Source organism: Natrinema versiforme JCM 10478 (assembly GCF_000337195.1).
Lineage (GTDB): Archaea > Halobacteriota > Halobacteria > Halobacteriales > Natrialbaceae > Natrinema > Natrinema versiforme.
Genome location: NZ_AOID01000035.1, coordinates 25,201 through 50,159, shown reverse-complemented (window position 1 = coordinate 50,159; position 24,959 = coordinate 25,201). Strand labels below are relative to the sequence as shown.

General features: G+C 65.9%; 21 protein-coding genes, 1 tRNA gene and 1 pseudogene. 9 read left to right on the top strand and 14 right to left on the bottom strand.

Annotation, left to right across the window (positions count from 1 at the left end; genetic code table 11):
• Positions 1-738: 738 nt before the first annotated feature.
• Positions 739-813, bottom strand: a tRNA-Val gene (locus tag C489_RS12730).
• A 40-nt stretch (positions 814-853) separates the two neighbouring features.
• On the bottom strand, positions 854-1,165 hold the full coding sequence (locus tag C489_RS23230; protein ID WP_083902811.1) for a DUF7553 family protein: 312 nt from the start codon (positions 1,163-1,165) through the stop codon (positions 854-856).
• 116 nt (positions 1,166-1,281) lie between these two features.
• Between C489_RS23230 and C489_RS12725 the strand changes: the two genes are divergently transcribed.
• Together C489_RS12725 and C489_RS12720 are read left to right on the top strand one after the other, a co-directional pair.
• Positions 1,282-3,048, top strand: coding sequence for an adenine deaminase C-terminal domain-containing protein (locus C489_RS12725; RefSeq protein WP_006431693.1), 1,767 nt, complete (start codon positions 1,282-1,284; stop codon positions 3,046-3,048).
• Positions 3,049-3,152: 104 nt separating this feature from the next.
• On the top strand, positions 3,153-3,347 hold the full coding sequence (locus tag C489_RS12720) for a hypothetical protein (protein ID WP_049890829.1): 195 nt from the start codon (positions 3,153-3,155) through the stop codon (positions 3,345-3,347).
• Between the two features lie 68 nt (positions 3,348-3,415).
• On the opposite strand, the gene C489_RS12715 is transcribed toward C489_RS12720, so the two are convergent.
• Positions 3,416-3,949 (bottom strand): cob(I)yrinic acid a,c-diamide adenosyltransferase, encoded by a 534-nt coding sequence (locus tag C489_RS12715; protein WP_006431691.1) that lies wholly within the window; start codon positions 3,947-3,949, stop codon positions 3,416-3,418.
• Positions 3,950-4,075: 126 nt separating this feature from the next.
• On the opposite strand from C489_RS12715, the gene C489_RS22200 reads away from it, so the two are divergent.
• Positions 4,076-4,252 (top strand): DUF7838 family putative zinc beta-ribbon protein, encoded by a 177-nt coding sequence (locus C489_RS22200; RefSeq protein ID WP_006431690.1) that lies wholly within the window; start codon positions 4,076-4,078, stop codon positions 4,250-4,252.
• 107 nt (positions 4,253-4,359) lie between these two features.
• On the opposite strand, the gene C489_RS12710 is transcribed toward C489_RS22200, so the two are convergent.
• The 3 genes from C489_RS12710 to gcvPA are packed head-to-tail and all read right to left on the bottom strand — an operon-like array spanning position 4,360 to position 8,261.
• Positions 4,360-5,391, bottom strand: coding sequence for a hypothetical protein (locus C489_RS12710; protein WP_006431689.1), 1,032 nt, complete (start codon positions 5,389-5,391; stop codon positions 4,360-4,362).
• Between the two features lie 15 nt (positions 5,392-5,406).
• Positions 5,407-6,927 carry an aminomethyl-transferring glycine dehydrogenase subunit GcvPB gene (gene gcvPB / locus C489_RS12705; RefSeq protein ID WP_006431688.1) on the bottom strand — a complete coding sequence of 507 codons (1,521 nt, stop codon included), beginning with the start codon at positions 6,925-6,927 and terminating at the stop codon, positions 5,407-5,409.
• Entirely contained in the window at positions 6,924-8,261 is a 1,338-nt protein-coding gene (gene gcvPA, locus C489_RS12700; protein WP_006431687.1) for an aminomethyl-transferring glycine dehydrogenase subunit GcvPA, read from the bottom strand. Before gcvPA ends, gcvPB begins: the two co-directional genes overlap by 4 nt.
• A gap of 214 nt (positions 8,262-8,475) precedes the next feature.
• On the opposite strand from gcvPA, the pseudogene C489_RS20865 reads away from it, so the two are divergent.
• Positions 8,476-9,182: pseudogene (locus tag C489_RS20865) on the top strand (DUF2270 domain-containing protein).
• Positions 9,183-9,201: 19 nt separating this feature from the next.
• Here the strand turns inward: C489_RS20865 and C489_RS12685 are convergent.
• The 4 genes from C489_RS12685 to C489_RS12670 form a co-directional block, all read right to left on the bottom strand.
• Positions 9,202-10,308: an AI-2E family transporter gene (locus C489_RS12685; RefSeq protein WP_006431685.1), complete on the bottom strand. Its 1,107-nt coding sequence runs from the start codon at positions 10,306-10,308 to the stop codon at positions 9,202-9,204.
• A 249-nt stretch (positions 10,309-10,557) separates the two neighbouring features.
• Positions 10,558-11,895, bottom strand: coding sequence for a hydroxymethylglutaryl-CoA synthase (gene hmgB / locus C489_RS12680; RefSeq protein WP_006431684.1), 1,338 nt, complete (start codon positions 11,893-11,895; stop codon positions 10,558-10,560).
• A 236-nt stretch (positions 11,896-12,131) separates the two neighbouring features.
• Positions 12,132-12,710: a DUF2150 family protein gene (locus C489_RS12675; RefSeq protein WP_006431683.1), complete on the bottom strand. Its 579-nt coding sequence runs from the start codon at positions 12,708-12,710 to the stop codon at positions 12,132-12,134.
• Positions 12,711-12,879: 169 nt separating this feature from the next.
• A complete protein-coding gene (locus tag C489_RS12670; protein ID WP_006431682.1) occupies positions 12,880-13,731 on the bottom strand; it encodes a TatD family hydrolase in 852 nt (283 codons plus the stop codon).
• 252 nt (positions 13,732-13,983) lie between these two features.
• On the opposite strand from C489_RS12670, the gene C489_RS12665 reads away from it, so the two are divergent.
• Both C489_RS12665 and C489_RS12660 read left to right on the top strand, forming a co-directional pair.
• Positions 13,984-15,555, top strand: a complete 1,572-nt coding sequence (locus tag C489_RS12665; RefSeq protein WP_006431681.1) for a Na+/H+ antiporter NhaC family protein — start codon at positions 13,984-13,986, stop codon at positions 15,553-15,555.
• Positions 15,552-15,824: a DUF7513 family protein gene (locus tag C489_RS12660; protein ID WP_006431680.1), complete on the top strand. Its 273-nt coding sequence runs from the start codon at positions 15,552-15,554 to the stop codon at positions 15,822-15,824. Before C489_RS12665 ends, C489_RS12660 begins: the two co-directional genes overlap by 4 nt.
• 48 nt (positions 15,825-15,872) lie before the next feature.
• Here C489_RS12660 and C489_RS12655 read toward each other — a convergent pair whose 3' ends face one another.
• Entirely contained in the window at positions 15,873-16,343 is a 471-nt protein-coding gene (locus tag C489_RS12655; RefSeq protein ID WP_006431679.1) for an NYN domain-containing protein, read from the bottom strand.
• A gap of 273 nt (positions 16,344-16,616) precedes the next feature.
• On the opposite strand from C489_RS12655, the gene C489_RS12650 reads away from it, so the two are divergent.
• Entirely contained in the window at positions 16,617-18,239 is a 1,623-nt protein-coding gene (locus C489_RS12650; protein ID WP_006431678.1) for a S8 family serine peptidase, read from the top strand.
• Between the two features lie 33 nt (positions 18,240-18,272).
• Here the strand turns inward: C489_RS12650 and C489_RS12645 are convergent, their stop codons facing one another.
• On the bottom strand, positions 18,273-19,754 hold the full coding sequence (locus C489_RS12645) for an aldehyde dehydrogenase family protein (protein WP_006431677.1): 1,482 nt from the start codon (positions 19,752-19,754) through the stop codon (positions 18,273-18,275).
• A 236-nt stretch (positions 19,755-19,990) separates the two neighbouring features.
• Between C489_RS12645 and gcvT the strand changes: the two genes are divergently transcribed.
• Positions 19,991-21,088 carry a glycine cleavage system aminomethyltransferase GcvT gene (gcvT, locus tag C489_RS12640; RefSeq protein WP_006431676.1) on the top strand — a complete coding sequence of 366 codons (1,098 nt, stop codon included), beginning with the start codon at positions 19,991-19,993 and terminating at the stop codon, positions 21,086-21,088.
• Positions 21,085-21,468, top strand: a complete 384-nt coding sequence (gcvH, locus tag C489_RS12635) for a glycine cleavage system protein GcvH (protein WP_006431675.1) — start codon at positions 21,085-21,087, stop codon at positions 21,466-21,468. The genes gcvT and gcvH overlap by 4 nt, the downstream gene beginning before the upstream one ends.
• Positions 21,469-21,629: 161 nt before the next feature.
• On the opposite strand, the gene C489_RS12630 is transcribed toward gcvH, so the two are convergent.
• Together C489_RS12630 and C489_RS12625 are read right to left on the bottom strand one after the other, a co-directional pair.
• Complete coding sequence (locus C489_RS12630) at positions 21,630-23,837, bottom strand: universal stress protein (RefSeq protein ID WP_006431674.1); 2,208 nt, start codon at positions 23,835-23,837, stop codon at positions 21,630-21,632.
• A gap of 387 nt (positions 23,838-24,224) precedes the next feature.
• Positions 24,225-24,935, bottom strand: coding sequence for a helix-turn-helix domain-containing protein (locus tag C489_RS12625; protein ID WP_006431673.1), 711 nt, complete (start codon positions 24,933-24,935; stop codon positions 24,225-24,227).
• Positions 24,936-24,959: the final 24 nt, after the last annotated feature.

Sequence of the window (24,959 nt, the reverse complement as noted above, 5' to 3'; positions counted from 1 at the left end):
AGGATCAACCGGAATGCTATATGATCTCCCCCGTTGGGGAGGGTCTGTTGGCGGTGAATGTTGGTACACACTCACACATAATGGTCCACGTTCGATGACTCCGACTCGACGACCGAGCGGGCGTCACCGAACTACCAAGGCTAACATCAGATCCCATCTGTACGGCGGACCGCAGGGGTGGAATCCTCATCTTCTTCGTACTAAACCGTAATCACTGGTCTATACTTAAGGGCTACGAACCTTGGCTTCAAAGATAGGTAGTACCAAGCGCATCTACAATAGAGAATCAATGTTGCAACTCAGGAGAGAACGCACTACTTCTGAAGGTGTAGCGGTTCGGCCAGTGCCGTCATCACACAGGGCTCAGAAGGGTAACCATTCGTCATCGCCGCCACAAATGTACTGCGGAGTGCAAGTGTTTTGAGTCTCGGCTTCTGTAATCAGATCCACCACGCCAGGTGATGGATAAATATTAGGAGAATATATTATAATTGAATGGGTTGGATATCGTCGGAGAGTCAAGCTTAATCCCTACGGATATCGTGCTCCACAGATTCATGAGGAGAGTGGATTTATTATCAATCATCTCATACTTTGGGCGAGATTGTGGCACTGCACTGGGGCCAACAAGAACCTTGTTGGATTGGTAGCCGAGGTTACCGACAGGTTTCCAGCGAATACACCAGTAGAGTCCGTGAGGACGGGGAAAACGTTCACTCGACTCCGTCAATAATTTGATGGGTTGGGGCAGATTCGAACTGCCGACTTCCTCCGTGTGAAGGAGGTATCATAACCGGACTAGATCACCAACCCGCACGAGGTGATTCCCGTGCGGTCGACTTAAGACTTCCTTTCACCGATCGCTGTCGGCCTCGAGCAACCGATCCCTTGCCACCCGACTACGAACGTATCCGAGCGCCCCGCGGGCCCGCGTCTCGGCGCGGCGCTCGAGTGCGCTCACGTCTTGGCGGACGCCATCGAAGCGCCCGGATTCTGGCTCCGGATCGGTCTCCTGACCGAGGAGCGTTCGGACGCGATCTGCGAGTGGCTCGAGGGACTCGGTACGGCCGAGGCGGGCGTGTTCGGCGGCGCGGGAGAGGTAGTAGCGGCTGTCGTCGAAGTGCTTTTCATGTGATCCTCTCCCGTAGAGGTGCCAAGCGAGGATATAGTTCTTTTGTCGGCAACAGAATTCGAGAATCCGACCCGAACGGACACTACGGGCGACCGCGACCGCTCTCGAGTGACCGATTCACATAGGATCCTGCACGAGAATGACCGTCCATGAACGAGTTTCAGTCGGTCGCCCTCGAGCGCGAGGGGGCGACCGCCGATCTGGTCGTCGAGGGGGGCCGCGTCTACTGCTCGAACCGCCGGGAATTCCTCGAGCGCGACGTCGCCGTCGTCGGCGACAGAATCGCCGCGCTGCTCGGGGACGCCGACTCCGTCACCGGGCCGGAAACGACGGTCGTCTCCGCAACCGACCGCGTCGTCCTCCCGGGGTTGATCGATGCCCACACGCACGGGGACATCCAGCTGATTTTCGACCGCGCGGTTCCTGACCTGCTCGCGACCGGCACGACCGCGGTCGTCACCGAAAGCTCCGGGCTGGGGTTGCTGTTCGGCAGCCGCGGCGTCGACACGTTCCTCGAGCGGACCGCCGACTGCCCGATCACGACATATCTCACCCTCCTGCCCCAGGCCTTCATCGATACGTTCGGGCCGGCGACCGGTACCGCCGCCGAACTCGAGGCGCTCTCGGCCCTGCTCGATCGCGAGCGGGTCGTCGGCATCGGCGAGATCGACTGGATCCACGTCGTCGGCCGGGACGCGCCGATCGAGCGCCTCTACGAGCGCGCACGCGACGCCGGCGTCCCGATCGTCGGCCACGGAGCTGGCTGTCGAGGCGACTCGCTGCGCGCGTTCGCGACCGTCGTGGACAACGACCACGAGGCCATTTCGGCCGACGGCGTTCGCGAGCGCGCCGAGAACGGCGTCCACGTGGTCGGCCGCTGCGGCTCGATCCGTGACGACCTCGACGCGCTCATCGACGCCTACCCGGACCTCGACCCGCGGAGCGTCTCGCTTTCGACTGACGGCGTCTGGCCCGGGGACCTGCTCGAGGGGTTCGGCATGGCCGAGATCGTCCGGCGGCTGATCGAGGCCGGAATCCGCCCGGCGGACGCGATCGACGCCGCGTCCCGGAACACCGCCGCCCACTTCGGGCTCGCGGATCGGGGCGTCGTCGCACCCGGAGCCGTCGCCGATCTGCTCGTCGTCGAGGACCTCGAGACGATGGCCGTCGAAACGGTCCTCTCGGAGGGCGATCGCGTCGTGGTAGACGGCGACCCCGTCGTCGAAGCCAGAACCGACCCGTACCCCAACTACGTCTACGACACCGTTTCGGTCGATCTCGAGCGCGAGCGCTTTACCGCGCCGCTCGAGGCGGCTCCGAACGGCACCGTCCGTGCGATGGCGGTCGATCGGGGGCTCGTCACGACCGAAACGACGGCCGACGCTGGAATCGATGCCGGCGGAGACGCCTCGGACCAGCGGCTCGGGCCCGACCCCGAACACGATGTCCTCACCGCGACGCTACTCGACCGCGATCCAGCTACCGAGGATCGGGGCTTTACCGGCTTCCTCACCGGCTACGGCCTCGAGTCGGGTGCCGTCGCCACGACCGGTACGTGGGAAACAACTGGGCTGGTGACCGTCGCGGCGGACACCGACGACGCCGTCGTCGCCGCAGGTCGCGTCGCGTCGATGGGCGGCGGCTTCGTGGTCGCCCGCGACGGCGAGGTCGTCGCCGACCTCGCGATGCCGATCGCCGCGACCGCGGCGGAACTGTCTCCCGAAACGTTCGCAACGAAGTTCGGCGCGCTCGAGGACGCGCTTCGAGAGAGCGGCGTCGGCATCGAGCGGCCGCTGTTGACCCTCCAGACGCTCACGTTCCCCGGCGTTCCCGCGCTGAAGCTCACGGCCTCGGGCTACGCGAACGTGCTCGGGCGGTCGATCGTGGGCCTCGAACTAGCAAACCCGCCGAAGTGAGCGCCGACACGCCGGTTCCGAGGGGTCTGTTCGATACCGTTCGACGGCGAGTTCCAACGTCTTTTGGCGGACAGTTCAAGCAGTCGCTGGCCGACGAAGAGAGTATGGCAACGAAAGAGACAGCAGCGGTCCCCACTCGCGAAGCGACGAAGCGGTTCCTCGTGGACTGTGACAGCTGTTCGTACGAACGGACGGCCGACGGCCGCGAGGAGGCGACGCGGATCGGAGCCGACCACCGGCGAGCGACGGGACACGAACTCGTCGCGCTCGAGGTGCCGCAGTCGGTCGAGACCGCGTAGTCCTTCTCGTCCGCTCGGCTTCGACTCTCCGACGAGACGATCCAGCAGTCGCTTCCGAGATTCTAGCGCTAGTAGTCGGGCGCTTCCTCCGGTTCGCCGTCGCGGGCGTTGACAACGCGGGCGAACGTGAACAGCCCATCCGACAGGCGATTAAGATACTGGACTGCGTCCTCGTTGATCTGCTCGTCGGTCGCCAAGGCGACCGCCCGCCGCTCGGCGCGCCGACAGACGGTGCGGGCGTGGTGTAACGCCGCCCCGTCGTCGCTGCCGGTCGGCAGGATAAACGAGGTCAGCGGCTCGAGTTCCTCGTCGTACTCGTCGATCCAGTCCTCGATAGTCTCGACGTGGGTTGAACGGATTTCGGGGTCGCCCTCGTCGGGATCGGGATTCGCGAAGTCCGCCTGCACGACGTGGAGGTGGTTCTGGGTTTCGGACAGACGGTCATCGATGTCGTCGTACCCGGTCGACCGAACTGTCCCGATCAGAGCGTTGAGTTCGTCGACGGTCCCGTAGGCCTCGATCCGGGTGCTCGACTTCGAGACGCGGGTCATGTCCCGGAGATCCGTCTCCCCGTCGTCGCCGCGGCCGGTGTAAATCGACATGACCGAACCGACGGCGGGATTCCACTTAACTTCCCTGTCGCTCGAGCGGCCCGAGCCGCGTCTGGCGGTCCCGAGTCGGCCCGCGGAATCAGTACGTTAAACTCGCTTCGCTCACTACCGTCGGGTATGGCTCTGGAACTCGACCACGAGTGTCCCAACTGCGGGGACGAGAAGACGTTCTACCGCGCAGCCAGCACGACGCTTCACCTCGGCGAGAAGGTCAAATGGCACTGCCCGGACTGTGACTACGGCTTCGTCCGCATCGGTGACAACGGCACCGCCGTCGACTCGAGCACCGCGTAGCGCGTCGTCCCGTCCGGTTTTCTCGCCGTCCGACAGACTCCATTTTCCCCACCGCAAACTCGGCTCGAGTACGGAATTCTAACAAGGGGTGAGCGGTCGCGTGTCCGTTACACCGCGAGCGAGCGTTCGAACCAGATCGCCGCTTCGTCGGTCGTCTCCGCGGCGCGTTCTACCATCTCATTGTAGGTCCCGTACCGATCGTCGCGGTACGCTTTCGCTAGTACCGGCGCGGTGTCCATCGCGACGACGGGAACGACCCGATCGACGGGGAGACCCCAGTCGTGTCTGAACAGCGCCGCGTAGCTAACCGCCTGCCCGAGCGCCGTCTGAAAGCCGCTCACGTCCGGTTCGGACTTCACTTCGACGACGTAAAACGTCCGTCGAGCCGGGATATACACGACGAGGTCCGCGCGATACCGCCCCGCTTCGTCGCCGAAGATTCGCGTTCCGACGGGAACCTCTCGAACCCGTTCGCTCGCTCTCACCGCCGGCGGTGCGTGCGGACCGGTTAGAAACTTCCACGCGACGATTTCCTCGGCGGGCGTCTCGAGTTTTGGCCGTCCCTTGAGTTCGGACAGACAGGCCTCAATATCCGGGGTTGGGTCGACCGTTCGATCGAACGCCTCGCCGGTCATCGGCCACCAATCGGACGACTCACAGCAGACATCGATGTCAGTATCGCAGGCGGCGACGAGCAGCGAGCCGTGGGACGGGCGGTCGCCGAGAACGAGTCGGCGATCCACCGTCGCGATTTCCGGCTTCGGATAATACCGGTGGCGATCGCCGCCGTCCGCCGCAACGTGGGCTTCGAAGCCGCTGACGGCGCGTTTCGAGTCCCACGGTCGCTCCCGCTCCGCGAACGCGCGACGGACGGCCGCACGGTCGCGGCGAAACAGGTAGTCGTACAGCAGTAGCTGCCCGATCCCCCGAAAGGAGTACTTCCGCTTGCATTCGACGAGGAGATACGACTCCGCACCGTCCCGTTCGGCCAGCGCGTCGATCGCGGCCGCTTTCGGGCCCGCCATCGGCGTCAGGTCGGTGTACTCCCGCAAGAATCGGTTTCCAACGGTCTGTTCGATCGCGTATTCCTCGGCGGCGGACTCGCAGTAGTCCGCGCGGAACGACGACTCGGTTGTCATCTCACGACAGATCGGTCACTCGTCCTCGAGTGCTTGCCACGACAGCTGCGGGGTCCGCGCGGCGCTCGTCTGATCGATCCGGCGTGCGGTGGTCCGTTCGGGCGCGTGCTCGAGCGTTTCCGTCTCCTCGCCGGCGACGGCGTTGAACGCGGCGGCGAGCCGGTCGAGCGTGGCCTTGCTCTCGACCTCGGTGGGTTCGGTCATCAGCGCCTCGGGGACGATCTCGGGCCACTTGGTCGTGGGCGGATGGACCCCGTAATCGAGCATCCGCTTTGCCACGTCGGCCGCGTCCTGCCCGCCGGCGCTGGCGACGAACTCGTGGTGGAACGGGCCGTACGGCACGTCGTACTCGACCTGCTCGGCGAGGTAGTTCGCGTTGAGCACCGCGGAGGCGCTCGCGTCCGCCAGCCCCTCGTCGCCGAGGCGCGCAATGTAGGCGAAGGCCTTGACCAGCACCAGCCAGTTGCCGTCGAATCCGTGGACCTTGCCGATGGTGTGTTCGGGCTCGAAGCGTTCGTAGACTGGATCGCTGGACTTCGATCCTTCGTCGCGCTCCCTGACTCGAGGCGTGGGCAGGAACGGGGCGAGGTCGTCGACGACGCCGACCGGCCCCGCGCCCGGCCCGCCGCCGCCGTGGGGCGTCGCGAACGTCTTGTGGACGTTGTAGTGCATCACGTCGAAGCCCATATCGCCCGGCCGAGCGCGGCCGAGCAGGGCGTTCAGGTTCGCGCCGTCGTAGTAGAGCAAGCCGCCGACGTCGTGGACCATCTCGGCGATCTCGGTGATGTCGCGCTCGAACAGGCCGAGCGTGTTCGGGTTGGTCAGCATGAGCGCCGCGGTATTCTCGCTGAGGGCGGCCTCGAGTGCCTCGAGATCGACCCGCCCCTCGTCGTCGCTTGGTAGGGAGACGACGTCGTAGCCGCCCAACGCGGCGCTGGCAAAGTTGGTCCCGTGGGCGCTCTCGGGGACGATGACCTCGTCGCGGTGGCCCTCGCCGTTGTGCTCGTGGTAGGCCGCGGCGACGCGGATGCCGACGAACTCGCCGGCCGCGCCGGCGGGCGGCTGGAGCGTCACCGCGTCCATCCCACCGATCCGACCCAGATAGTCCTGCAGCCGGTACAGCAACTCGAGAGTGCCCTGAACTGATCCCTCGGACCGGTCGGGGTGGACGGCGGCCGAGGGCAGCGCCGCCACGTCCTCGGTGAACTTCGGGTTGTACTTCATCGTACACGATCCCAGCGGGTACGGCCCGCTGTCGATCCCGTAGATCATCTGGGAGAGCCGCGTGTAGTGGCGGGCCAGTTCGGGTTCGGAGAGTTCCGGAAGCTCGAGGGAGTCGCGGGTGAGGTCGTCGGGGAGCGGCGAGGCGTCGCTGCCGGTGCCATCGCTCTCGTCGCCACCGTCACCGCTACCGCCGCCGATCTCGACTCGCGTCAGATCCTTTGCCGAGAGCAGCGGTTCGTACTCGCCGTTCTCGATGTATCTGGCCTGATCGTAGCGCGAATTCGCCTCGCCGACGGGTCGGTCGTCGCTCATCGCGCCACCTCCGCGAAGGCCTCGGCGAATCGATCGATTCGGTCGTCGGAGACGCCGGCGACGCAGACTTGAATCTCGTGGTCCCCGAGGACGTGGACCGCGAAGCCGCGTCGCTCGAGGTCCTCGGCGACGGCCGTCGCGGGCTGGTCGACGCGGGCGACGAACTCCCGGAGGTGGTGCCGATCGTGGACCGGCGCTTTCACGCCGACGATGCCGTCGAGGCGGGCCGCGAGGTCCCGCGCTCGCCGCACGTCGCGCTCCGCGAGGTCGACCATGCCGCTCGGGCCGAGGACGGCGGCGTGCATCGCAGTCCGGAGCGCGACCCACGCCTGATTCGTACAGATGTTACTCGTCGCCCGTTCCCGGCGGATGTGCTGTTCGCGGGTCTGCAGGGTGAGCGTGAACGCCCGGCGGTCGGTCGCGTCCTCGCTGGCCCCGACCAGTCGGCCGGGAACCTGCCGAAGGTAGTCCTCTCGCGTCGCGAACAGGCCTAGCCCCATCCCGTAGCTCGTCGGGAGGCCGAGCACGCTCGCGTCGCCGATGACGACATCGGCACCGACATCGGCAGGACGCTGCAACACGGAGAGCGCGATCGGGTCCGAGCCGAGGACGAAGAGCGCGTCGTTGTCGTTGGCGAGGTCGCCGACCGCATCGAGGTGCTCCTCGATCGTCCCGCGTACCGTGGGGTTCTCGGCGTAGAGCATGACGACCTCCTCGTCGATCGTTTCCTCGAGCGCCGCGAGATCGACGTTGCCGTCCTCGACCGGATAGGTCTCGACGGCGAGGTCGGTGCCGGCGACGTAGTTCTCGAGGGTGCTTTGCCGTTCCGCGCGCAGGCGTTCGGGGACAAGCACGCGGTGGCCAGTGGTGTCGCGGATGCGGTCGGCCAGCGTCGCGGCCTCGCCGAGTGCCGTCGCCGCGTCGTACATCGAGCAGTTCGCGACCTCGAGGCCGGTCAGTTCGACCAGCAGCGATTGGTACTCGAACAGGGCCTGCAGGAACCCCTGCGAGATCTCGGGTTGGTACTGCGTGTAAGACGTGAGAAACTCCGAGCGGTCCGCGAGATGGTCGACCAGCGACGGGATGTAGTAGCCGTAGTGGCCGCGCCCGAGCAGTTCGGTCAGGTCGTCGTTGCGACCGAGCACCGAGCGAACCAGCCGCCGCGTCTCCCGCTCCGTTCGCGCGTCGATATCGAAACCGTCCTCGAACCGGACGTCGGCGGGAATGTCGAAGAGGTCCTCGACAGTGTCCGCGTCGACCGCCTCGAGCATCGCCGTGCGGTCCTCCTCCGTGTGGGGAGCGTACGGGCTCCCCGTGGCGTGTGATCCGTGCATGACTAAGCGTGGTCTCGATCGATCGAACCGTTCGCGCCCCACCCGCGCCGATCGCAGCGTTCGATCCGAGACACGATACTGGCCTCTAGCGGGTAGGGGGTAATGAACGCACCCGTTTGGCGTGACCGACCGGTAGCCACAGCCACGGTCGCGGTTCCGACCCCTGCAGTCGCCACACGCGCGACTATACCCGGCGGTGATGTCGAGGGGTCCCATGACCGACAGCGACGACGGGGACGGTCCGCTCGACCGCGACGACCAGGAGATCGGCGCGGCGGTCGCGAACGAATCCGAATTCCTGCTCGACGTCCTGCCGCACTTCTACCGCGGCGAGGTCAGTCAGGCCAACAGCGCACAGGACCGGATCGACCGAACGACCGACTGGGCGATCACGCTGCTCGCCGCCGTGCTCTCGCTCGTCTTCTCGAGTCGGAACATGCCCGCCTTCCTGCTCCTGATCGGGATCTTCGTCCTGTCGATCTTCCTGTTCTTCGAGGTGCGACGCTACCGGTTTTACGACCACTGGCGCGCCCGCGTCCGGTTCGTTCAGGAAAACGTGTTCGCGAACGCCTTGGAGCCGACCGGGGTCGAACACTCGGCCTGGCGCGAGGAGTTGAGCGACGACCTCCGATACCCCACGTTCAAGGTCTCGACTCGGGAGGCGCTCTCACGCCGAATCCGTCGGGTTTATGGCCTCCTCTTCGCGGTGGCCGGCGTCGGCTGGGGTTCAAGGTCACGCTGTTCACCCCGGAACAGCAGTGGACTGAGGCCGCCGAACTGCCGGGTATCCACGGCGCGCTCGTCGCGGCCGCCCTCGCCCTGTTCTTCGCGGCCGTGTTCGCGATCGGGCTGTGGCCGAACGAGCGGGAGGCGAAAGGCGAGATACACGGGGTCGAGTCGGGCGACTGGAAAGGCGACTGATCGATCGGCGAACGGGCCATCAGCCGTCGCCGTCGGCCGTCGCTCCGGACCCGGCGGCTGCGTCCTCGGTAGGGGGCTCCGACCCCGTCTCGGCCGCCGATCCGCCGGTCCGCTCTCGAGCGAAGATGTCGAGGACGACCTTCGAGCCGCCGAGGACGACGGGGCCGATGAACAGGCCGACCGCGCCGAACGTGAGGAGCCCGCCGAAGATGCCCACGACGATGATCGCGGAGTTGATCGCGCCGGTCCGGCCGATGAGCGCGGGCCGGAGATAAGTATCCGAGAGGGTGACAAGGAGGCCGTAGACCGCGAGCGCGGCCGCGGCGACGGTTCGTCCCGTCGCAAGGAGATAGATCGAAACGGGGAGCCAGACGCCGAACGCGCCGACGAGTGGTAGAAGCGTGAGCAGGAACGTGAGGACGGTGAGCAACACGACTGCGGGGATCCCCAGTATCGCGAGCCCAGCGCCCAGCATCACGGCCTGAATCGCCGCGACGAGGACGTTGCTGATGACCGACGCCTGCATGAGCCGGTCCAGTTCCTCGAACAGTTCCCGCTGGACATCGTCGTCGATCGGGACGACCCGATACAGCCAGTCGACCAGCCGGTCGCCGTCGCGCAACAGTGCGAAACAGACGAACAGCGTGATCGTCAGCCCGATCGCGATCCCCGGCAGCCCGCCGACGACGTCCAGCGCACCGGTTGCCAGCCCCTGTACCCCGCCCGTAATCGTGCCCTGATACGATTCGTAAAGAGCCGTCAAATCGACGTTGTACCCCGTTTCGGCGACCATCGACTCGATCATCTCGAGGTCGACATCCCCGTTCCGGACCGCGGTCACGAGCTGGCTCGTCTGGCGGAGCGCGACGCTGAGGATGTAGACGATCGGGAGTAAGATGGCAATCACCGCGACCACGATCGTGATCGAGGCCGCGATCATCGGCCGGACGTACCGCTCGAGACGCTGCTGGAGCGGCAACAGGATGTACGCGAGGACGACCCCGAAGAGGACGTACTGCAGGTACGGCAGGATGATGAGCAGCCCGAGGAAGACAGCGACCAGCGCGAGCGCGGTCAGGACGGGTTGTTCGACGGCCCATGCCGGCGGCTCGGGGCGATCTGCCATACGTCCGGCTGCAACGTCCCGATAGATTAGTCCACTGCAACGATTCCCGCTGCGAGATCGGTCCTGGCGGGAGCTCGAGAGACGGGTCTCAGAGACAGTTCACGCGCTCATGCAGGCGCGCTCGCTCGCAAAAATCCCCACCAAAAACCGCTACTCCACGTACCGGTACTTCCGCTCGTCCATGCCGACGTACCTTTTTCCTCGCTCGCGCTTTCGCGCTCGCTCGCAAAAATCTACGCTAAAAAACCGCTACTCGACGTATCGATACTTCCGCTCGCCCATGCGGCCCCAGCCGTCGAAGACGAACTCCTCGCTCGGCGTCGTGAACTCCTCGACATCGACATCCATCTCGTGGTTGTGGGCGTCGTGGATCTCCTCGTAGTCGTCCCACGACATCTCGTAGCGCTCGGCGAGCTGTTCGTCGACGTTCAGGGCCTCGATCTCCTCGGCCCAGCCCTCCCGAACCGTCTCGGAGTGGATCTCGGCCTGCGCGCCGCTGCCGTAGGAGCCGACGAGCAGTTGCTCGCCGGTCATCTCGCGGTCCTGCTCGAGGGCGTGTTTGAGCGCGCTCGCGCGGGCGACGTGGACGGAGCCGGTGTACCAGTTGCCGACCTCCCGAGCGATCGTCAGCGTCGGGTCGATCGTCGTGTCGTACCACTCGGCGTACTGCTCGGTGTCCTTGAGGAGGTCCATATACTCCCGGAGGGCGTCGCGGTACTCCTCGTCCGAGTCGAACGCCTCGGGGCGGGGTTGGCGACCGATCTCTTCCGCCAGTTCGTCCTCGAACTCCGTGTTGCGGGTGATGTGGCGGTAGGCGAGCAGGGCGGCCTTCCGGACCATGCCCGGGAACGGCGTGTGGAACGGAGCGAAGACGAGGTCGTCGGGATGGACCTCGCCCGCGACGCTCTCGTAGTCCTCGAGGGCTTCGCGCATCCGCGCGAGGTAGACCTGCACGGAGCGTTTGCCGTCGACGCTCGGAAACTGCTGGTTGGGCTTGAGGAAGTCCGTCTCGTCGGCCGAGCCGTAACCCTGTTCGGCGGAGAGTTCGACCAGGTTCGGGTCCTCGCTGATCAGCATCGCGACGGCACCGGCACCCTGGGTCGCCTCGCCGTCGTCACCGCGGGCGTACAGTGCGGTGTCGGTCGCGATGACCAGCGCCGAGCGGCCGCGATTGCGGCCCGCGCGGATCCAGTTGTACGCGTCGTCTAAGCTCTGGGTCCCCGCGATACAGGCGAACTTCCGTTCGCCCTTGTTCGCGTGGTGGAAGTCCGACTCGTAGACCTGCTCGAGACAGCCAGCGACGTACGTCGAAACCGGCTTGGAGTTGTCGAACGCGCTCTCGGTCGCGACGTCGATACGGCCGATATCGTCGGGCTCGAGGCCCTTGCGTTCCATCAACCGATGGGCGGCGTTTGCGCCCATCGTGACGATGTCCTCGTAACTGTCGGGGAACGAACTGGCGTTGAGGCCGAGTCCCTTCGTGTACTTTTCCGGGTCTTCGCCCTTCTCCGGGGCGAACGTACCGGGGAGGTCGAGTTTGAGGTTCCCGGTCCAAATTTCGACGGCGTCGATACCGACTGCAGTCATGTCTGGTCAATACAGGTGACGATACAAGGTATTGTCGTTCGGTGTTTCGACGGTTGTCGATAAAACGGTCGCCACTCGAGTCACTGCTGCTCCGCAAACCGACGAGACCGTCCCATGCCGTTTCGCTGATCCAGGCAGGAGCCTATGCGGCCGTCGGTCGTGGCGGCTCACCCGCGGCTACTCAGGTGCCAGCTACAGTGCCTTGAGAATACGCGAACCCGCAACCGCGAACGCGGCTATTCGTCTTCCTCGACGACCTCGGGGTCGCTCATCGCGCTCTGGAGGCTGTCGAGGCCGTTGATCCACTCCGTCACGAGGCCGTAGTCGAGGTCCTCGGCAACGGTCATGTCGAGTTCCTGCTCGTCGATGATCAGCGTCCCCGCCTGCGCCGCGTAGCCGAGCGCGGCGTCTAAGTCCTCCTCGGCTTCGGCGTCGGCCGCCGCGCTGAGGTAGTCGCCGACGGTGCCCTCCTCGGCCGGGCCGTTGGCGACGTACTCCTCGGCCGCGAAGAAGACACAGACCAGACTCGTCTGGACGCCGTCGACGAGGATCAGTTTCTCCTCGTCCTCGATGTCGACCTCGCTCAGGACGATCTCGCGGACATCGTTGATCTCCTCGAGCGTTTCCTCCTCGCCGAGTTCCCCGTCGTCGTAGGCGGCGACGATCTTGGCGATCGCGATCGCCGTGTCGTCCTGCAGGTTGAGCAGGAGTCGAGCCGAGTCTTCGTCCTCCGGATCGATGTCTTCGTCTTTGATGCGATCGATCCAGTTCTGCCAGCGTTCCTCCGAGTAGAACTCGGTCGGGGGATTGCTCATACAGACACCTACACCGGCCGCTTGAAATGCCTTTCTCTACACTGGACGGCTCGAGTGAATGTTTAACCGAGGCGGAAGAACCAGTCAAGGGAGCGTACAGCCACTCTATCGACTCTCCTGTACACTTGAGCGTCGTTGCTGTCCGCACTCGAGCAAACGTAATCAGTGGTTACTCCGTTCGATCGAGCGTCGCCTCCGTATCGATCCCGTACACTCGCTTCGGCGTCTCGACGTGGGCGTTCCGGACCGCCTCGTCGTGGCCGTTCTCGAGGAGCCACCGGACCCGCCGGGGGACCGTCTTCGGACCGAGCACTGCGCCCGGCCGATCGGGGTCGTCGATGTAGTCGGTCTCCATCAGGAACAGCTCGCCGCGCTCGACGGCGGTCTCGAGCCGCTCCTTGTCGCACATGACGCTCGGCGTCGGCCCCTCGAGCCGGCCGCTCGCGTAGTGTTTGACGACTTTGTGGGCGGGCATGCCGGCCTCCTCGGCCCACGTTGCGACCGCGGTCATGTCCTCGCTGGCTTCGGCGTGCAACTGGACGGCACACTCGAGGTCGGCCCCGTGTTCGAACGCGCGGCGCATGACTGCGTTCGAGGCGTCCCAGACCGCGTCGTCGACCTCGTAGTGTGGCCGGCCGGATTTCAGCGCCAGCGCCTCGCCCGCAGCGACGTATTCGGCGGCGACATCGATCCCCGCTTGCATGAGGTCTCGAGCCTCCTCGGGGGCGAAGTCGCGGTCGTCGACCAGCCGCGAAACGAGTCCCGGATGGACTCCCAAGACGGGCCACGCGCGGCCCTCGAGTTCGCTCGAGGCTTCGTCGACGATGTCGATGGTGCGTTCGAAGACCTCGCGGAAGTCCTCGCCGGACTCGGCCTCGACGCCGAGGTGCCAGGAGGGTTTGTTCACCACGAGCAGGTGGGTCCCGCCCAGCCGAGCGAAGTCCCGAACGGCGTCGATACCGCGGTGATGGTCCGGATCGAGGTGGAGGTGGTCGTCCAAGACCGGCGTCTCGTCGATCATAGCCGCTACTGGGCGGTCCGCGCTGGAAAGGTCACCGACTTCGGCACGGAGAGCGCCGATCGCAAGCGGGTGCGGAAAACCGATCGAGGATCGGCCGAGATCCGATCGGAATTCGATAGGTAAATCACAACCTTCGGCCGTACTGAGTAAAGGATTGATACCGATCGACGATCGAATTGGACAAATCTGTCAACAATAGTTATTATGACCCATCCAAATAGTGAGAATGTGTCACAGTATGAGTGATCGAGTATGAGTGCGAACGGAGAGTCGCCGTCCGACGAGGGGGCGGCCGACCAGTTCATCGGCGGCGAAACCGAGGGCGGGCCGACCGTCGAGTTCTACGGCGGCCGCGGGATGAGCGCGTTCCCGATCGCCTTCTTCATCGTCTGGGCCATCGTCCAGACCGCCCTCTGGCGGATCGGCGATACCGGGGGCCTCATCGTGGGTATCCTGGTCGGACTCATTGTCGGGATGTTCTTCGCCCGGGGTGACTGGAAGGACTACGCCAACACGATCTTCGAGGGGATGACCCAGCCCGTCGCGGTGACGGCGATCGTGGCGTGGATCTGGGCCGGCATGTTCGCCCAGCTCCTGCAGGACGGCGGCTTCGTCGGCGGCCTCGTCTGGCTGGCCGACGCCGCCGGCGTCGGTGCAGCGCTGTTCCCAGCGATCACGTTCATCCTCGCCGCCGTCTTCACGACCGGAATCGGGACGGGGTATGGCTCGAGCGTCGCATTCGTCGGCCTGTTCTTCCCGGCCGGCGTCTTGCTCGGCGCGAACCCCGTCTTGCTGTTCGGAGCGATCCTCTCGGGAGCGATCTTCGGCGACAACCTCGCGCCCGTCAGCGACACGACGATCGTCAGCGCCGTCACGCAGGACGCCGACATCGGGGGCGTCGTCGCCTCCCGGTTCAAGTACGTCATCGTCGCCGCCGTCATCGCCTTCGTCGGCTACGTCGTCGCCGGCGGGATGATGGGCGGCCTCGAAGTCGGTGCAGAGGCCCAAGCGATCTTCCTCGAGAGTAGCGAGGCTATCGGCCTCGTCCACGTGATCTCGATGCTGGCCGTGATCGGCGCGGCCGTCGCCGGTCGCCACATCGTCGAGGCGATCTCGTGGGGGATCGTCATCGCGATCGTCTTCAACCTCGTCTTCGGCCTGGCGAGTCTCGGCGATATCGTCATGTTCAACGCGCCCGAGGACGCGCCGCTGGCTCAACCGCTCGAGTCCCTGCCGATCCTCACGATCGTCGAGGACGCCGACGCGGTCGGTGTCACCGGGAGTCTGATGAGCGGCGTGGCTGGATTCCTCGAACTCTCGATCCTCGTCCTCCTGATCATCGGTGCGGCCCAGATCATGATCCGCGGCGGGGCCTTCGAGGTGCTGCTCGAGTGGTCCATCGAGAACCTCGCGACGAACGTGCGCAACGCCGAACTCACGATGGTCGGCACCGCGGCGCTGATCAACGCGATCATCACGATCAACACCGCCGCCGAGGTCGCGATCGGCCCCTACATCTCGAAGATCGGCGAGCGGTTCAACCTGAACGGCTACCGCCGGGCGAACATCTTGGACGGCCAGACCGCCGCCATGGGCTACATCTTCCCGTGGTCGGGCGGGGTCCTCGCCGCCTACGGCGCGATGCAGCAACTGCCCGGCGACTACGAGTGGTTCGAGCAGTCGATGATCGTCACGCCGATCGACGTCGTCCCGTACGTCTTTCAGGGCTGGCTGTTGGTTGCCGTCTTTATCATCGCCGCGCTGACCGGCTTCGGCCGCGAGTACGTGACCGACCGCGAAACCGAGGAGGTGGCTCGCGTATGAGCCTCCTCGGCAAGTACTTCAAGGGCTGGCGCTTCCGCACGTCCCGGCCCGCCCTCGAGCAGGGCAGCGAGGTCGACGTCTTCATCGCGGAATCGAACGGCACGTCGGGCCGGGCCTATATCGGCGATACCGAACTGATCGTCGAGGGTGCCGGGCCGGACTGCATCGAGAAGCAGGTTCGAGTCCGCGTCACGGAGTTCGACGAGGCCGCCGCCAGCGGTCGCGGCGAGTTCGTCGAGGTCGTCGGCGAGAGCTCTTACGACAGGTAGCGCTCCGTCGAATCGGATATCCCTCGTTTTCAGCGATTCAGGGCCGGCTCACGGCTCGAGCGTGATCGCGTCGTCGGCCGCGTTCTGCAGCGCGTCCGAGCGGCCGTGTGACCCCGGCGCGATCGCGATCGTTTCCACGCCGACGGTGCCCGCGTACTCGAGGACGGGCTTGAAGTCGGTATCCCGCGAGGCGATCGCGAGCCGGTCGACGGTACCGTCGCCGGCCAGCGCGGTCGCGTCGACGGCGAGTTTCACGTCGACGTCGCCGCTGGTGACGATCACCTCGAAGCCGCGGGCCTCGGCGGCCTGTATCAGGCCGGGCGTGGCGTGTTCGTCGAGGTAGACGCGGATGACGCCGACCCGTCCGAGTTCGCGGGCCGCGTCGCGGAGATCGTCGAGGTCGACGTTGAACTCGTCGCGGAAGACGTTCGGCCCGTCGACGAACAGGCCCACCGCCGGCTCGGCGTCGTGCTGTGGATCGCCTGACTGGGCGAGACGGGCGCGAACGCGGTCGAACATACCACGGAATTCCCGTGGCCGCGAGATAGATGTGACGAAACGCGACGGTGGGCGAGCCGCGCCGAGCCAATCCCGGTTCCGGTCAGCGACCCGAAAACGCCGCGGCGGTTTCTCGGCGCTCGTATCGCCCTTTCAGCACCGCCCTCCACATGTCCTCAGTATAAGTGCGGTTCTTCTTCGATTCTAACTAGATCAAGTCGATATTTGTCCAATGAAACAATTCTGAGTTCGATAAGAGTTTACTAATTTCAGGTCCAGATGACTGTCGTCCCTATGAGACAGAACGGTCCCCCCGATGACACCCCCGACCGAACCTACGACCGCCGAACGATTCTGACCGGCGCTGGCTCGATCGCCGTCGGCGGCCTGCTCGGCTCGAGCGGCGTCGCGAGTGCGACGCCCGGCCGCGATCCGGGGCCGAAGAAAGACGAAATCCTGGTCGGCGTCTCCCCGTCGGCGACGGACGTGGCGGCGGAGGCCCGCACCGCCGTTCCGGGCAACGCTGATGTCGTGCACACGAACGAGACGATTCGCTACGCCGTCGTGGAGTTCCCGACGGACGCACCCGAGCACGCTCGCGAGGCGTTCATCGACGCGATCACCGACTCGCCGGCCGTCGAGTACGCGGAGCCGAACGCGACCGTCGAGTCGCTCCTCGAGCCCGACGATCCCTACTACGGCCGCCAACACGCCCCCCAGCAGATCGGCTGCGAGACTGCCTGGGAGACCACCCGCGGCAGCGACGACGTGGTCATCTCCGTCGTCGATCAGGGGATTCAGTACGACCACCCCGCGCTCGAGGCGTGCGTCGACGACCGAGTCGGCGAGGACTTCATCGACGGCGACGGCGATCCGTACCCGGCCCAGGGAGCGGACCACGGCACCCACGTCGGCGGCGTCGCTGCGGGCGGGACCGACGATGGCACCGGCCACGCGGGCATCAGCGACTGCTCGCTGCTCTCGGCCCGCGCGCTCGACGAGAACGGCGTGGGATCGCTCTCGGACATCGCCGACGCGATTCAGTGGTCTGCTGACGCCGGAGCCGACATCGTCAACCTCTCGCTGGGCGTCGACGGCGCATACGACACGCTGACCGCGGCCTGCGAGTACGCGGCCGACCGCGGCGTCTTCCTTGTCGGTGCGGCCGGTAACGACGGCAGTGACCGCGTCTTCTCGCCCGCGGCGGAGGACACCGTCGTCGCCGTCGCCGCGCTCGAGGACGGCGATTCGATCGCCTCTTTTTCGAACACCGGTTCGGCGGTCGAACTCGCCGCGCCCGGCACCCGGCTCGTCTCGAGCGTGACCGGGAACGACTACGCACGGATGTCGGGGACGTCGATGGCAGCGCCGGTGGTCTCGGGCGTGGCGGGCCTCGCGCTCTCGGCCCATCCCGACCTCTCGCGGGCGGAACTCCGCGAGCACCTGCGGGCGACCGCGACCGATGTCGGCCTCAACGAGAACGAACAGGGTCACGGCCGCGTCGACGCGGCCGCAGCGGTCGAAACCAATCCGTTTTCGGACGACAGCGACGGCGCAAGCGAAGACGAGTCCGGCGGCGAGTGCGGCGACGAGACCGTCACCGCGAGCGCGAGCGGCACCCTCGACGGCAGCGGCTGGTGGGGCGAGAGCGATCGGTACAGCTACGGGTTGAACACCACGGATCCCTGCGCGATCACGATCTCGATCGACGGGCCCGCCGACGGCGACGTCGACCTCTACGTGACCACCGACGGCAGCAAACCGGACCAGTGGAGCTACGACGAGTCGTTGACGGGAACGGATGCGATCGAATCGATGACGCTCTCGCTCGAGGGTGACGAGACGTTCCGGTTCTACGTCTACGCGACTGCCGGTAGCGGCGAGTACACGTTGGGACTCGAGGAACGGGGACGGTAGCGCTGACGGCGGCGCAGCCGGCCGCTCACCGCATCACTCGAAAATGAAGTAATCGCGCTCTTCTCCCTGCACGGAGATCCACTTGGGCTCGGTGAGTTCTCGAGTGATCCACTCGCCGTGATACCGGCCGAGGCCGGACTGTTTGACGCCGCCGAAGGGCGCGTTGTGGTCCTCGTTGATCGGCTGGTCGTTGATGTGGACCATACCCGCCTCGACGCGGTCGGCGAGGGATCGAGCGCGCTCCTCGTCCTCGCAGAAGACCGCCGCCGAGAGGCCGTACTCAGTGTCGTTTGCCAACTCGATGGCCTCGTCGTCGTCCGAGAACGGGATTACGGGTGCCACGGGGCCGAAGTGTTCGTTACAGGCCGTCGGCATGTCGTTGGTCACGTCCGAGAGGACCGTCGGCTCGACGAAGAGGCCGTCGGCTTCGCCGCCGGTCTCGAGGGTCGCGCCGTCCTCGAGCGAGCCCTCGATGAACTCGACCAGATCGTCGCGCTGGGTTTCGTTCTGGACCGGCCCGAAGGTGACATCCTCGTTTTCGGAGGGGTCGCCGATGACGAGCGACTCGGCGTGATCGACGAGCAGGTCGACGTACTCGTCGTAGAGGTCCTCGTGGACCAGATGGCGGTTGATCGAGATACAGACTTGCCCCTGATGGAAGAAGGTGCCGAACGCGCCGGCGCGGGCGGCCCGCTCGAGGTCTGCCTCGTCGGTGACGATAAAGGGCGCGTTGCCCCCCAGCTCGAGGGCGGGCAGCGCGAGGTTCTTGCCGGCCGTCTCGGCGACGCCCTTGCCGACGGGCGTCGAGCCGGTAAAGGAGACGACCCGCGGGATCGGGTGGCCGGCGATCCGGTCGCCGATGGCCGAGCCGCGGCCGGTGACGACGTTGACGACGCCGTCGGGGACGCCCGCAGCCTCACAGAGCGTCGCGATGAGCAGCCCGCCGGTGATCGGCGTGTCCGTCGCCGGCTTCAAGACGACGGTGTTGCCCAGCGCGATCGCGGGTGCGAGCGCTCGCAGGGAGAGATGCAGCGGGAAGTTCCACGGCGAGATGACGCCGACGACGCCGACCGGTTCGTGGACGATGTGGTTGTCCTTGTCGTCGATCGACGAGGACGGCCGGACCTCCTCTTCCGGCGGTTCTAACTCCAGTGCCATCTCCACGTCGCCGGTCGCGGTGGCGAACTCGCCCATCGCGCGGTAGCCGGGGGTGCCCGCCTCGGTCGCGAGCAGGCCGGCAATCTCTTCGAAGTTCGCGTTGAGTTCCTCGAGCAGATTCTGGACGATCTCGTTTCGCTCTTCTCGAGGCGTTGCCGCCCAGTCCGACTGTGCGGCCTCGGCCGCCTCGTAGGCGGCGTCGACGTCCGCCTCGGTCCCGGCGGGTACGTCGGTAAACACTTCCTGTTTCGCCGGGTTCTCGACCGGGATGGTTTCGCCGCCGGTGGCCTCGCGCCACTCGCCGTCGATGTACAACTGGTTCCAGTCGGCCTGTGGCTCGAGCGTCGGGGCACTCATACTGTTTCCCGGCTACGTTATTTTCAGCCATATGTTTTCGGCAACCGGAGACGGTAGCTTCTCGCGTTGTAATTGGAATCAGTTACGCCGCCTGCGGGCGATCGGTTTCGACGACGGCCGTTGGTTCCTTCCCTCACCGACTCCACATCCTTCACCGCCTCGAGCGCCCGCCTCGAACGGCCGAGCGTGCTCGAACGACGAAAAGACATTACTACTCCGCGAATGACGTTCCGGATATGCCGCTTCAGACGCCGCCGTTACGTGGGATACACGACGATCGCGGGGCGAAGTTTACGGAGTTTGGCGGCTGGGACATGCCGGTCGAGTTCGATTCGATTCGGACCGAGCACGCGGCCGTCCGTGAGGATGTCGGGGTCTTCGACGTCTCACATATGGGTCAGATTCACGTCACCGGCCCGGACGCGACGGCGTTGATGCAACGGCTGACGTCGAACGACGTGTCCCGGCTGGCGGTCGGCGACTCCCAGTACGCCGCCATCACCGACGAGGACGGGCTCATCATCGACGACACCGTCGTCTATCGGCTGCCCGACGAGTCCCATCCGATCTACCTCTTCGTCCCGAACGCCGGCACCGACGAGGCGACCCACGAACGGTGGCTCAGCTACCGCAACGACTGGGACCTCGAGGCGACCGTCGACAACCGGACCGACGAGTACGCGATGTTCGCCGTGCAGGGACCGAACGCGGCCGACCTGCTCGAGGGCGTCGCCGAGGAATCGGTCACCGATCTCGACCGGTTCGAGGCCCAGTACGCGACGATCGAGGACGTCGACTGCTGGACGGCTCGGACGGGCTACACCGGCGAGGACGGCTTCGAACTGATCGTCCCGTGGGCGGCCGCCGAGGAGATCTGGACGGCGATCGACTGCCAGCCCTGCGGGCTCGGGGCTCGCGACACGCTCCGCATCGAGGCCGGCTTGTTGCTCGCCGGCCAGGAGTTCGATACTGAGTCGAACCCACGGACGCCCTACGAGGCCGGTATCGGTTTCACCGTGGCCCTCGATACCGAGTTCGTGGGCCGGGACGCGCTGGCTGCGATCGAGGAAAGCGGCGTCGAGGAGCGACTCGTCGGCTTCCAGTTGATCGACCGCGGGGTGCCGCGCCACGGCTACGATATCACGACCACCGAGAGCCGGGTCATCGGCACCGTCACCAGCGGCACGATGAGCCCGACCCTCGAGAAACCGATCGGCCTCGGCTACGTGCCGGTCGAGTACGCGGAGCCGGGGACCACCCTGCAGGTCGTCGTCCGCGGCCAGTCGAAAAAAGCAAGAGTTGAAACCACACCCTTCATCGACACAGTACAATGAGCTTCGACGTTCCCGACGATAGACGGTACCTGGAATCGCACGAGTGGGCACTCGAGACCGACGGCGTCGTCCGCGTGGGTATCTCCGACTTCGCACAGGACGAACTCGGCGACGTGGTCTTCGTCGAACCCCCCGACGAGGGCGACGAACTCGCCCAAGAGGCGGAGTTCGGCGTCGTCGAATCGATCAAGGCCGTCTCCGATCTCTACGCGCCCGTCGGCGGCGAGGTCGTCGCGATCAACGACGACCTGTTCGACGCCCCCGAACTCGTCAACGAGGATCCCTTCGGCGAGGGCTGGATGCTCGAGATCGAGGCCGACGACCTCGACGACCTCGAGGCGCTCCTCTCGGCCGACGAGTACGAAGACCAGATCGCCTGAATCGGCTCGTTTTCGCCGCGAGTCAGGCGTCGTACCTCGGCAGCGGTCGTTCTCTCGCTCACTCGTTCGTTCTCCTCTTCTCCCTCTCTCTCTGCGCTCGATAGCGACTCGAGCCGTCAGAAACGAGTGGAGCCGGCCCGAGCCGAACCGACCGACTACGGTCAGAAGACGAACCGTTCGACGATCCGGCCGAGCAGCCCCGGTCGGTGGGTGTCGTGTGCGTGCACGCCGAGTGCGGGCGACTCGGTCGCGTCGATGAGCCGGTCCGCGAGGTCGTTCCCGAGGACGGTCTGCAGCCGGCCGCCGTCGCGGCCGATGACGAGGAACTCGGCGGTCTGAGCGACCGTGATCAGTCCCTCGACCGAGCCGTCAGTCTCGACGATTTCGGTCGTGACCGGCGCGGAACAGAGGTCGACGAGTTCGTCCTGATAGTCCTCGATCGTCCGTCTGAGATCGGTCGAAGCCGACGACTCGATCGCGTACACGAGCCGGACCGTCGCGTCTAGCTCGGTGGCGAGCGCGTCGGCGATCCTGACCTTCGACGGATCGAACGGGCTCCGATCGGTGAGTACCGTGACCTCCCCGACGGCATCGAAGTCGCGGTCCTCGACGAGAACGACGTCACAGGGGGCGCGATGGAGGACCCACTCGATCGGACTCCCGATGAACTGGTGGCGGAGCCCGCCGGGCTGGCGCTCCATCAACAGCGCGTCGACCCCCTCGTGGGCCGCGAAGTTGACGATCGCGTGTTTCGTGTCGTGGCTCACGATTTCCCCGTAGGTGATCGGGACATCGAACTCCTCGCACAGCTCTCCGGTCTGTTCCTCGAACTCGAGGTCCGCCGGCGACTGCGTCTCGGAGGCGTAGCCCAGCGACACCTGGTCGGGCACCTCGTCGAACTGGATGACCGTGACCCCGCCGCCGCGTTCGCGCGCGACGTCCGCGGCGATGCGGATCAGTTGCCGCTCGCGGGCTTCGCCGGTCCCTTCGGTCAGCGCGACGAGGACGTTCGCGGTATTCGACTCGAGCGCGTCTTCGGTTCGGTCGACGGCCGAGCGGCCGGTCGTTCGGCGGACCGTGTCGACGGCGATCCCGGCGCGGTCGATCCGCGGACGCGCGTAGACCCAGTACCAGCCGATGCTGCCCGCGGTGATGACGGCCGCGCCCGCGAGGGCGACGGTCCCCATCTGGGTGAGCAAGACGAAGCCGCTCGCGATGCCGAAGAGCTGCATCGCCGGGTACAGCGGCGACTCGAAGCTCGGCTCGTACTCCTCGACGTCGGCGTGGCGGAACGCGATCAGGGCCACGTTGATCAGGATGAACACGAGGATCTGGAACGCGCTCGCGAGTTTGGCGATCTCGAGAATAGGGACGAACGCGATCAGGACGAGCATGACGCCACCGGTGAGCGTGATGGCGGTGATCGGCGTGCCGAACCGATCGCTGACGGTCGCAAAACGGGGCGGCGCGAGATTATCGCGGCTCATCGCGAAGGGGTACCGCGACGAGGAGAGGATGCCGGCGTTGGCAGTGCTGACGAGCGCGAGGATCGCCGCGAGCACCACGGCGATGACGCCGGGTTGGGCGAGTGCCCCCTCGGCGGCGATCGCCATCGGCGTCTCCGAATCTGCAAGGGACTCGAGCGGCGAGATGCCGACCATCACCGCGACGATGAGGACGTACAGGACCGTGGTGAACGTCAGCGAGCCGAGGATGCCCAGCGGGATGTTTCGGCCGGGGTCTTCGATCTCCTCGGCGACGCTCGCGACCTTGGTGACGCCCGCGTAGGAGACGAAGACGAGGCCGGTGGCGGCGAGCAAGCCGCCGATGCCGTCGTCAAACGAGCCGTCGAACTGGCCGGGGTCGATTCCCGGCGCCCCGCCGCCGACGAACCACGCCAGCGCGGCCAGCATGACGACGACGATCGCGACCTGCAACTGGCCGGTCTGTTTGGCTCCGAAGACGTTGACGGCGATGAGGACCACTGCGAGGGTGAGCGCGACGGGTTTGACCGGCAGATCGAACAGGAGCACGAGGTAGGGAACGCCGCCGACGAGCGCCAGCGCGCCCTTGAACGCGAGTGAGAACCACGTGCCGACGCCCGCGACGGTCCCCAGTATCGGCCCCATCCCGCGTTCGATGAAGATGTACGTGCCGCCGGCTTCGGGCATCGCCGTCGCCATTTCGGACTTGCTCAACGCGGCGGGAACCACGAGCAGCCCCGCGAGCAAGTACGCGACGACGACGCCCGGGCCGGCGATTTTGATCGCTAACGCCGGCAGGATGAAGATCCCGCTCCCGATCATCGCACCGATACTGATCGCCATCACCGACGGCAGTCCGAGGTCTCGTTCGAGGTCTTTTGTCATTGATCTGAATATGGTGTAGCGAGGCCGCGACTCACCCGGGTCGGGGAGCACGCGACCAGCGCCGGAGTCCGTCTCGTCTCTCGCTCGAGTGTGATCGTCGGATCACCAGATCGTCAGATCCGTGGACGACGCACTGCTCGAGGGGCCCGAAGCCAGAGAGATGCGAGGCGGTATCCAGAAGCCGGATACCCGCTTACGAGGGAAATACGGCGACAACGAAATAAACCCCACGGGTTTCCGTTCGATATGAGCTACGTTCCCATCAATATCGGATCGAAAATCCGTTCCGTCGAAAGGAGAAATATGAACCGAACGATTGTCCAATAGTGTCGAGCGACGCGGGGTCGCTCACCGCTCTCATCTCTCACCGCTGACCGCGGGACGGCGCTACTCGAGGGTGACGAGGTGCTCGAGAACGTCGTCGAGCGGTGCCGACGTGACCGCAAGCGAGTAGCCGTCGATGCGCGCGAGTTCCCCCGCGTGATCCCAGAGGTTCTCCTCCTCGAGCCCGTGGAGGATCACGGCGTTCGGCGTCGGGTTGACCATTCGGAGCGCGATGCCGACGCCCTCGCCGCGGGTGACGTTGGTGAACACGAGCACGCGGTTCGTGCTCTGGCCGTAGAGTCGGAAGAACTCCTCCGTCGAGAGGCGCGTGATCGCCTCGATACTGTCGATGACCGTGTGGCCGCTGACCTGTTGGGTGCCGCCGCCGGCCACTTCGGTCGCCTCGAGATCGTCGTGGAGTTGCTCGAGGGGCAGCGAGGTGGCGTACTCCCGCAGGTCGTAGACGACGTCGCTGTCGAAGCCCGCCGAGAGGACGCGGCCGTACTGTCGGATACGCTCGCCGCCGCGGCGCTCGTCGATCGCGAGCAGTCCCTCGACGAGGCGGCCGACGACGCCGATCCCCGGACTCTCCCGGCGGCCGCTCTCGTAGTCCGAAATCACCGACGACGAGACCTCGAGCTCGGCCGCGAGATCGGTCTGTGAGACGTCGAAGTCGGTGCGCCACTTGCGCAGCGTGGCACCGGGGTCGTCGCTCAGCGTGATCTCCCCGGCGATCTTCTCTGCGAGTTCCCGTTTCGGTCCGCGTCCGCTCATACCCGAGGGTCGCCCGGTCGGGCC

Bases quoted from the DNA above. Each gene is read 5' to 3' on its own strand.
- C489_RS12725 (WP_006431693.1), top strand. From the start codon at position 1,282: ATGAACGAGTTTCAGTCGGTCGCCCTCGAGCGCGAGGGGGCGACCGCC.
- C489_RS12720 (WP_049890829.1), top strand. From the start codon at position 3,153: ATGGCAACGAAAGAGACAGCAGCGGTCCCCACTCGCGAAGCGACGAAG.
- C489_RS12715 (WP_006431691.1), bottom strand. From the start codon at position 3,949: ATGTCGATTTACACCGGCCGCGGCGACGACGGGGAGACGGATCTCCGG.
- C489_RS22200 (WP_006431690.1), top strand. From the start codon at position 4,076: ATGGCTCTGGAACTCGACCACGAGTGTCCCAACTGCGGGGACGAGAAG.
- C489_RS12710 (WP_006431689.1), bottom strand. From the start codon at position 5,391: ATGACAACCGAGTCGTCGTTCCGCGCGGACTACTGCGAGTCCGCCGCC.
- gcvPB (WP_006431688.1), bottom strand. From the start codon at position 6,927: ATGAGCGACGACCGACCCGTCGGCGAGGCGAATTCGCGCTACGATCAG.
- gcvPA (WP_006431687.1), bottom strand. From the start codon at position 8,261: ATGCACGGATCACACGCCACGGGGAGCCCGTACGCTCCCCACACGGAG.
- C489_RS12685 (WP_006431685.1), bottom strand. From the start codon at position 10,308: ATGGCAGATCGCCCCGAGCCGCCGGCATGGGCCGTCGAACAACCCGTC.
- hmgB (WP_006431684.1), bottom strand. From the start codon at position 11,895: ATGACTGCAGTCGGTATCGACGCCGTCGAAATTTGGACCGGGAACCTC.
- C489_RS12675 (WP_006431683.1), bottom strand. From the start codon at position 12,710: ATGAGCAATCCCCCGACCGAGTTCTACTCGGAGGAACGCTGGCAGAAC.
- C489_RS12670 (WP_006431682.1), bottom strand. From the start codon at position 13,731: ATGATCGACGAGACGCCGGTCTTGGACGACCACCTCCACCTCGATCCG.
- C489_RS12665 (WP_006431681.1), top strand. From the start codon at position 13,984: ATGAGTGCGAACGGAGAGTCGCCGTCCGACGAGGGGGCGGCCGACCAG.
- C489_RS12660 (WP_006431680.1), top strand. From the start codon at position 15,552: ATGAGCCTCCTCGGCAAGTACTTCAAGGGCTGGCGCTTCCGCACGTCC.
- C489_RS12655 (WP_006431679.1), bottom strand. From the start codon at position 16,343: ATGTTCGACCGCGTTCGCGCCCGTCTCGCCCAGTCAGGCGATCCACAG.
- C489_RS12650 (WP_006431678.1), top strand. From the start codon at position 16,617: ATGAGACAGAACGGTCCCCCCGATGACACCCCCGACCGAACCTACGAC.
- C489_RS12645 (WP_006431677.1), bottom strand. From the start codon at position 19,754: ATGAGTGCCCCGACGCTCGAGCCACAGGCCGACTGGAACCAGTTGTAC.
- gcvT (WP_006431676.1), top strand. From the start codon at position 19,991: ATGCCGCTTCAGACGCCGCCGTTACGTGGGATACACGACGATCGCGGG.
- gcvH (WP_006431675.1), top strand. From the start codon at position 21,085: ATGAGCTTCGACGTTCCCGACGATAGACGGTACCTGGAATCGCACGAG.
- C489_RS12630 (WP_006431674.1), bottom strand. From the start codon at position 23,837: ATGACAAAAGACCTCGAACGAGACCTCGGACTGCCGTCGGTGATGGCG.
- C489_RS12625 (WP_006431673.1), bottom strand. From the start codon at position 24,935: ATGAGCGGACGCGGACCGAAACGGGAACTCGCAGAGAAGATCGCCGGG.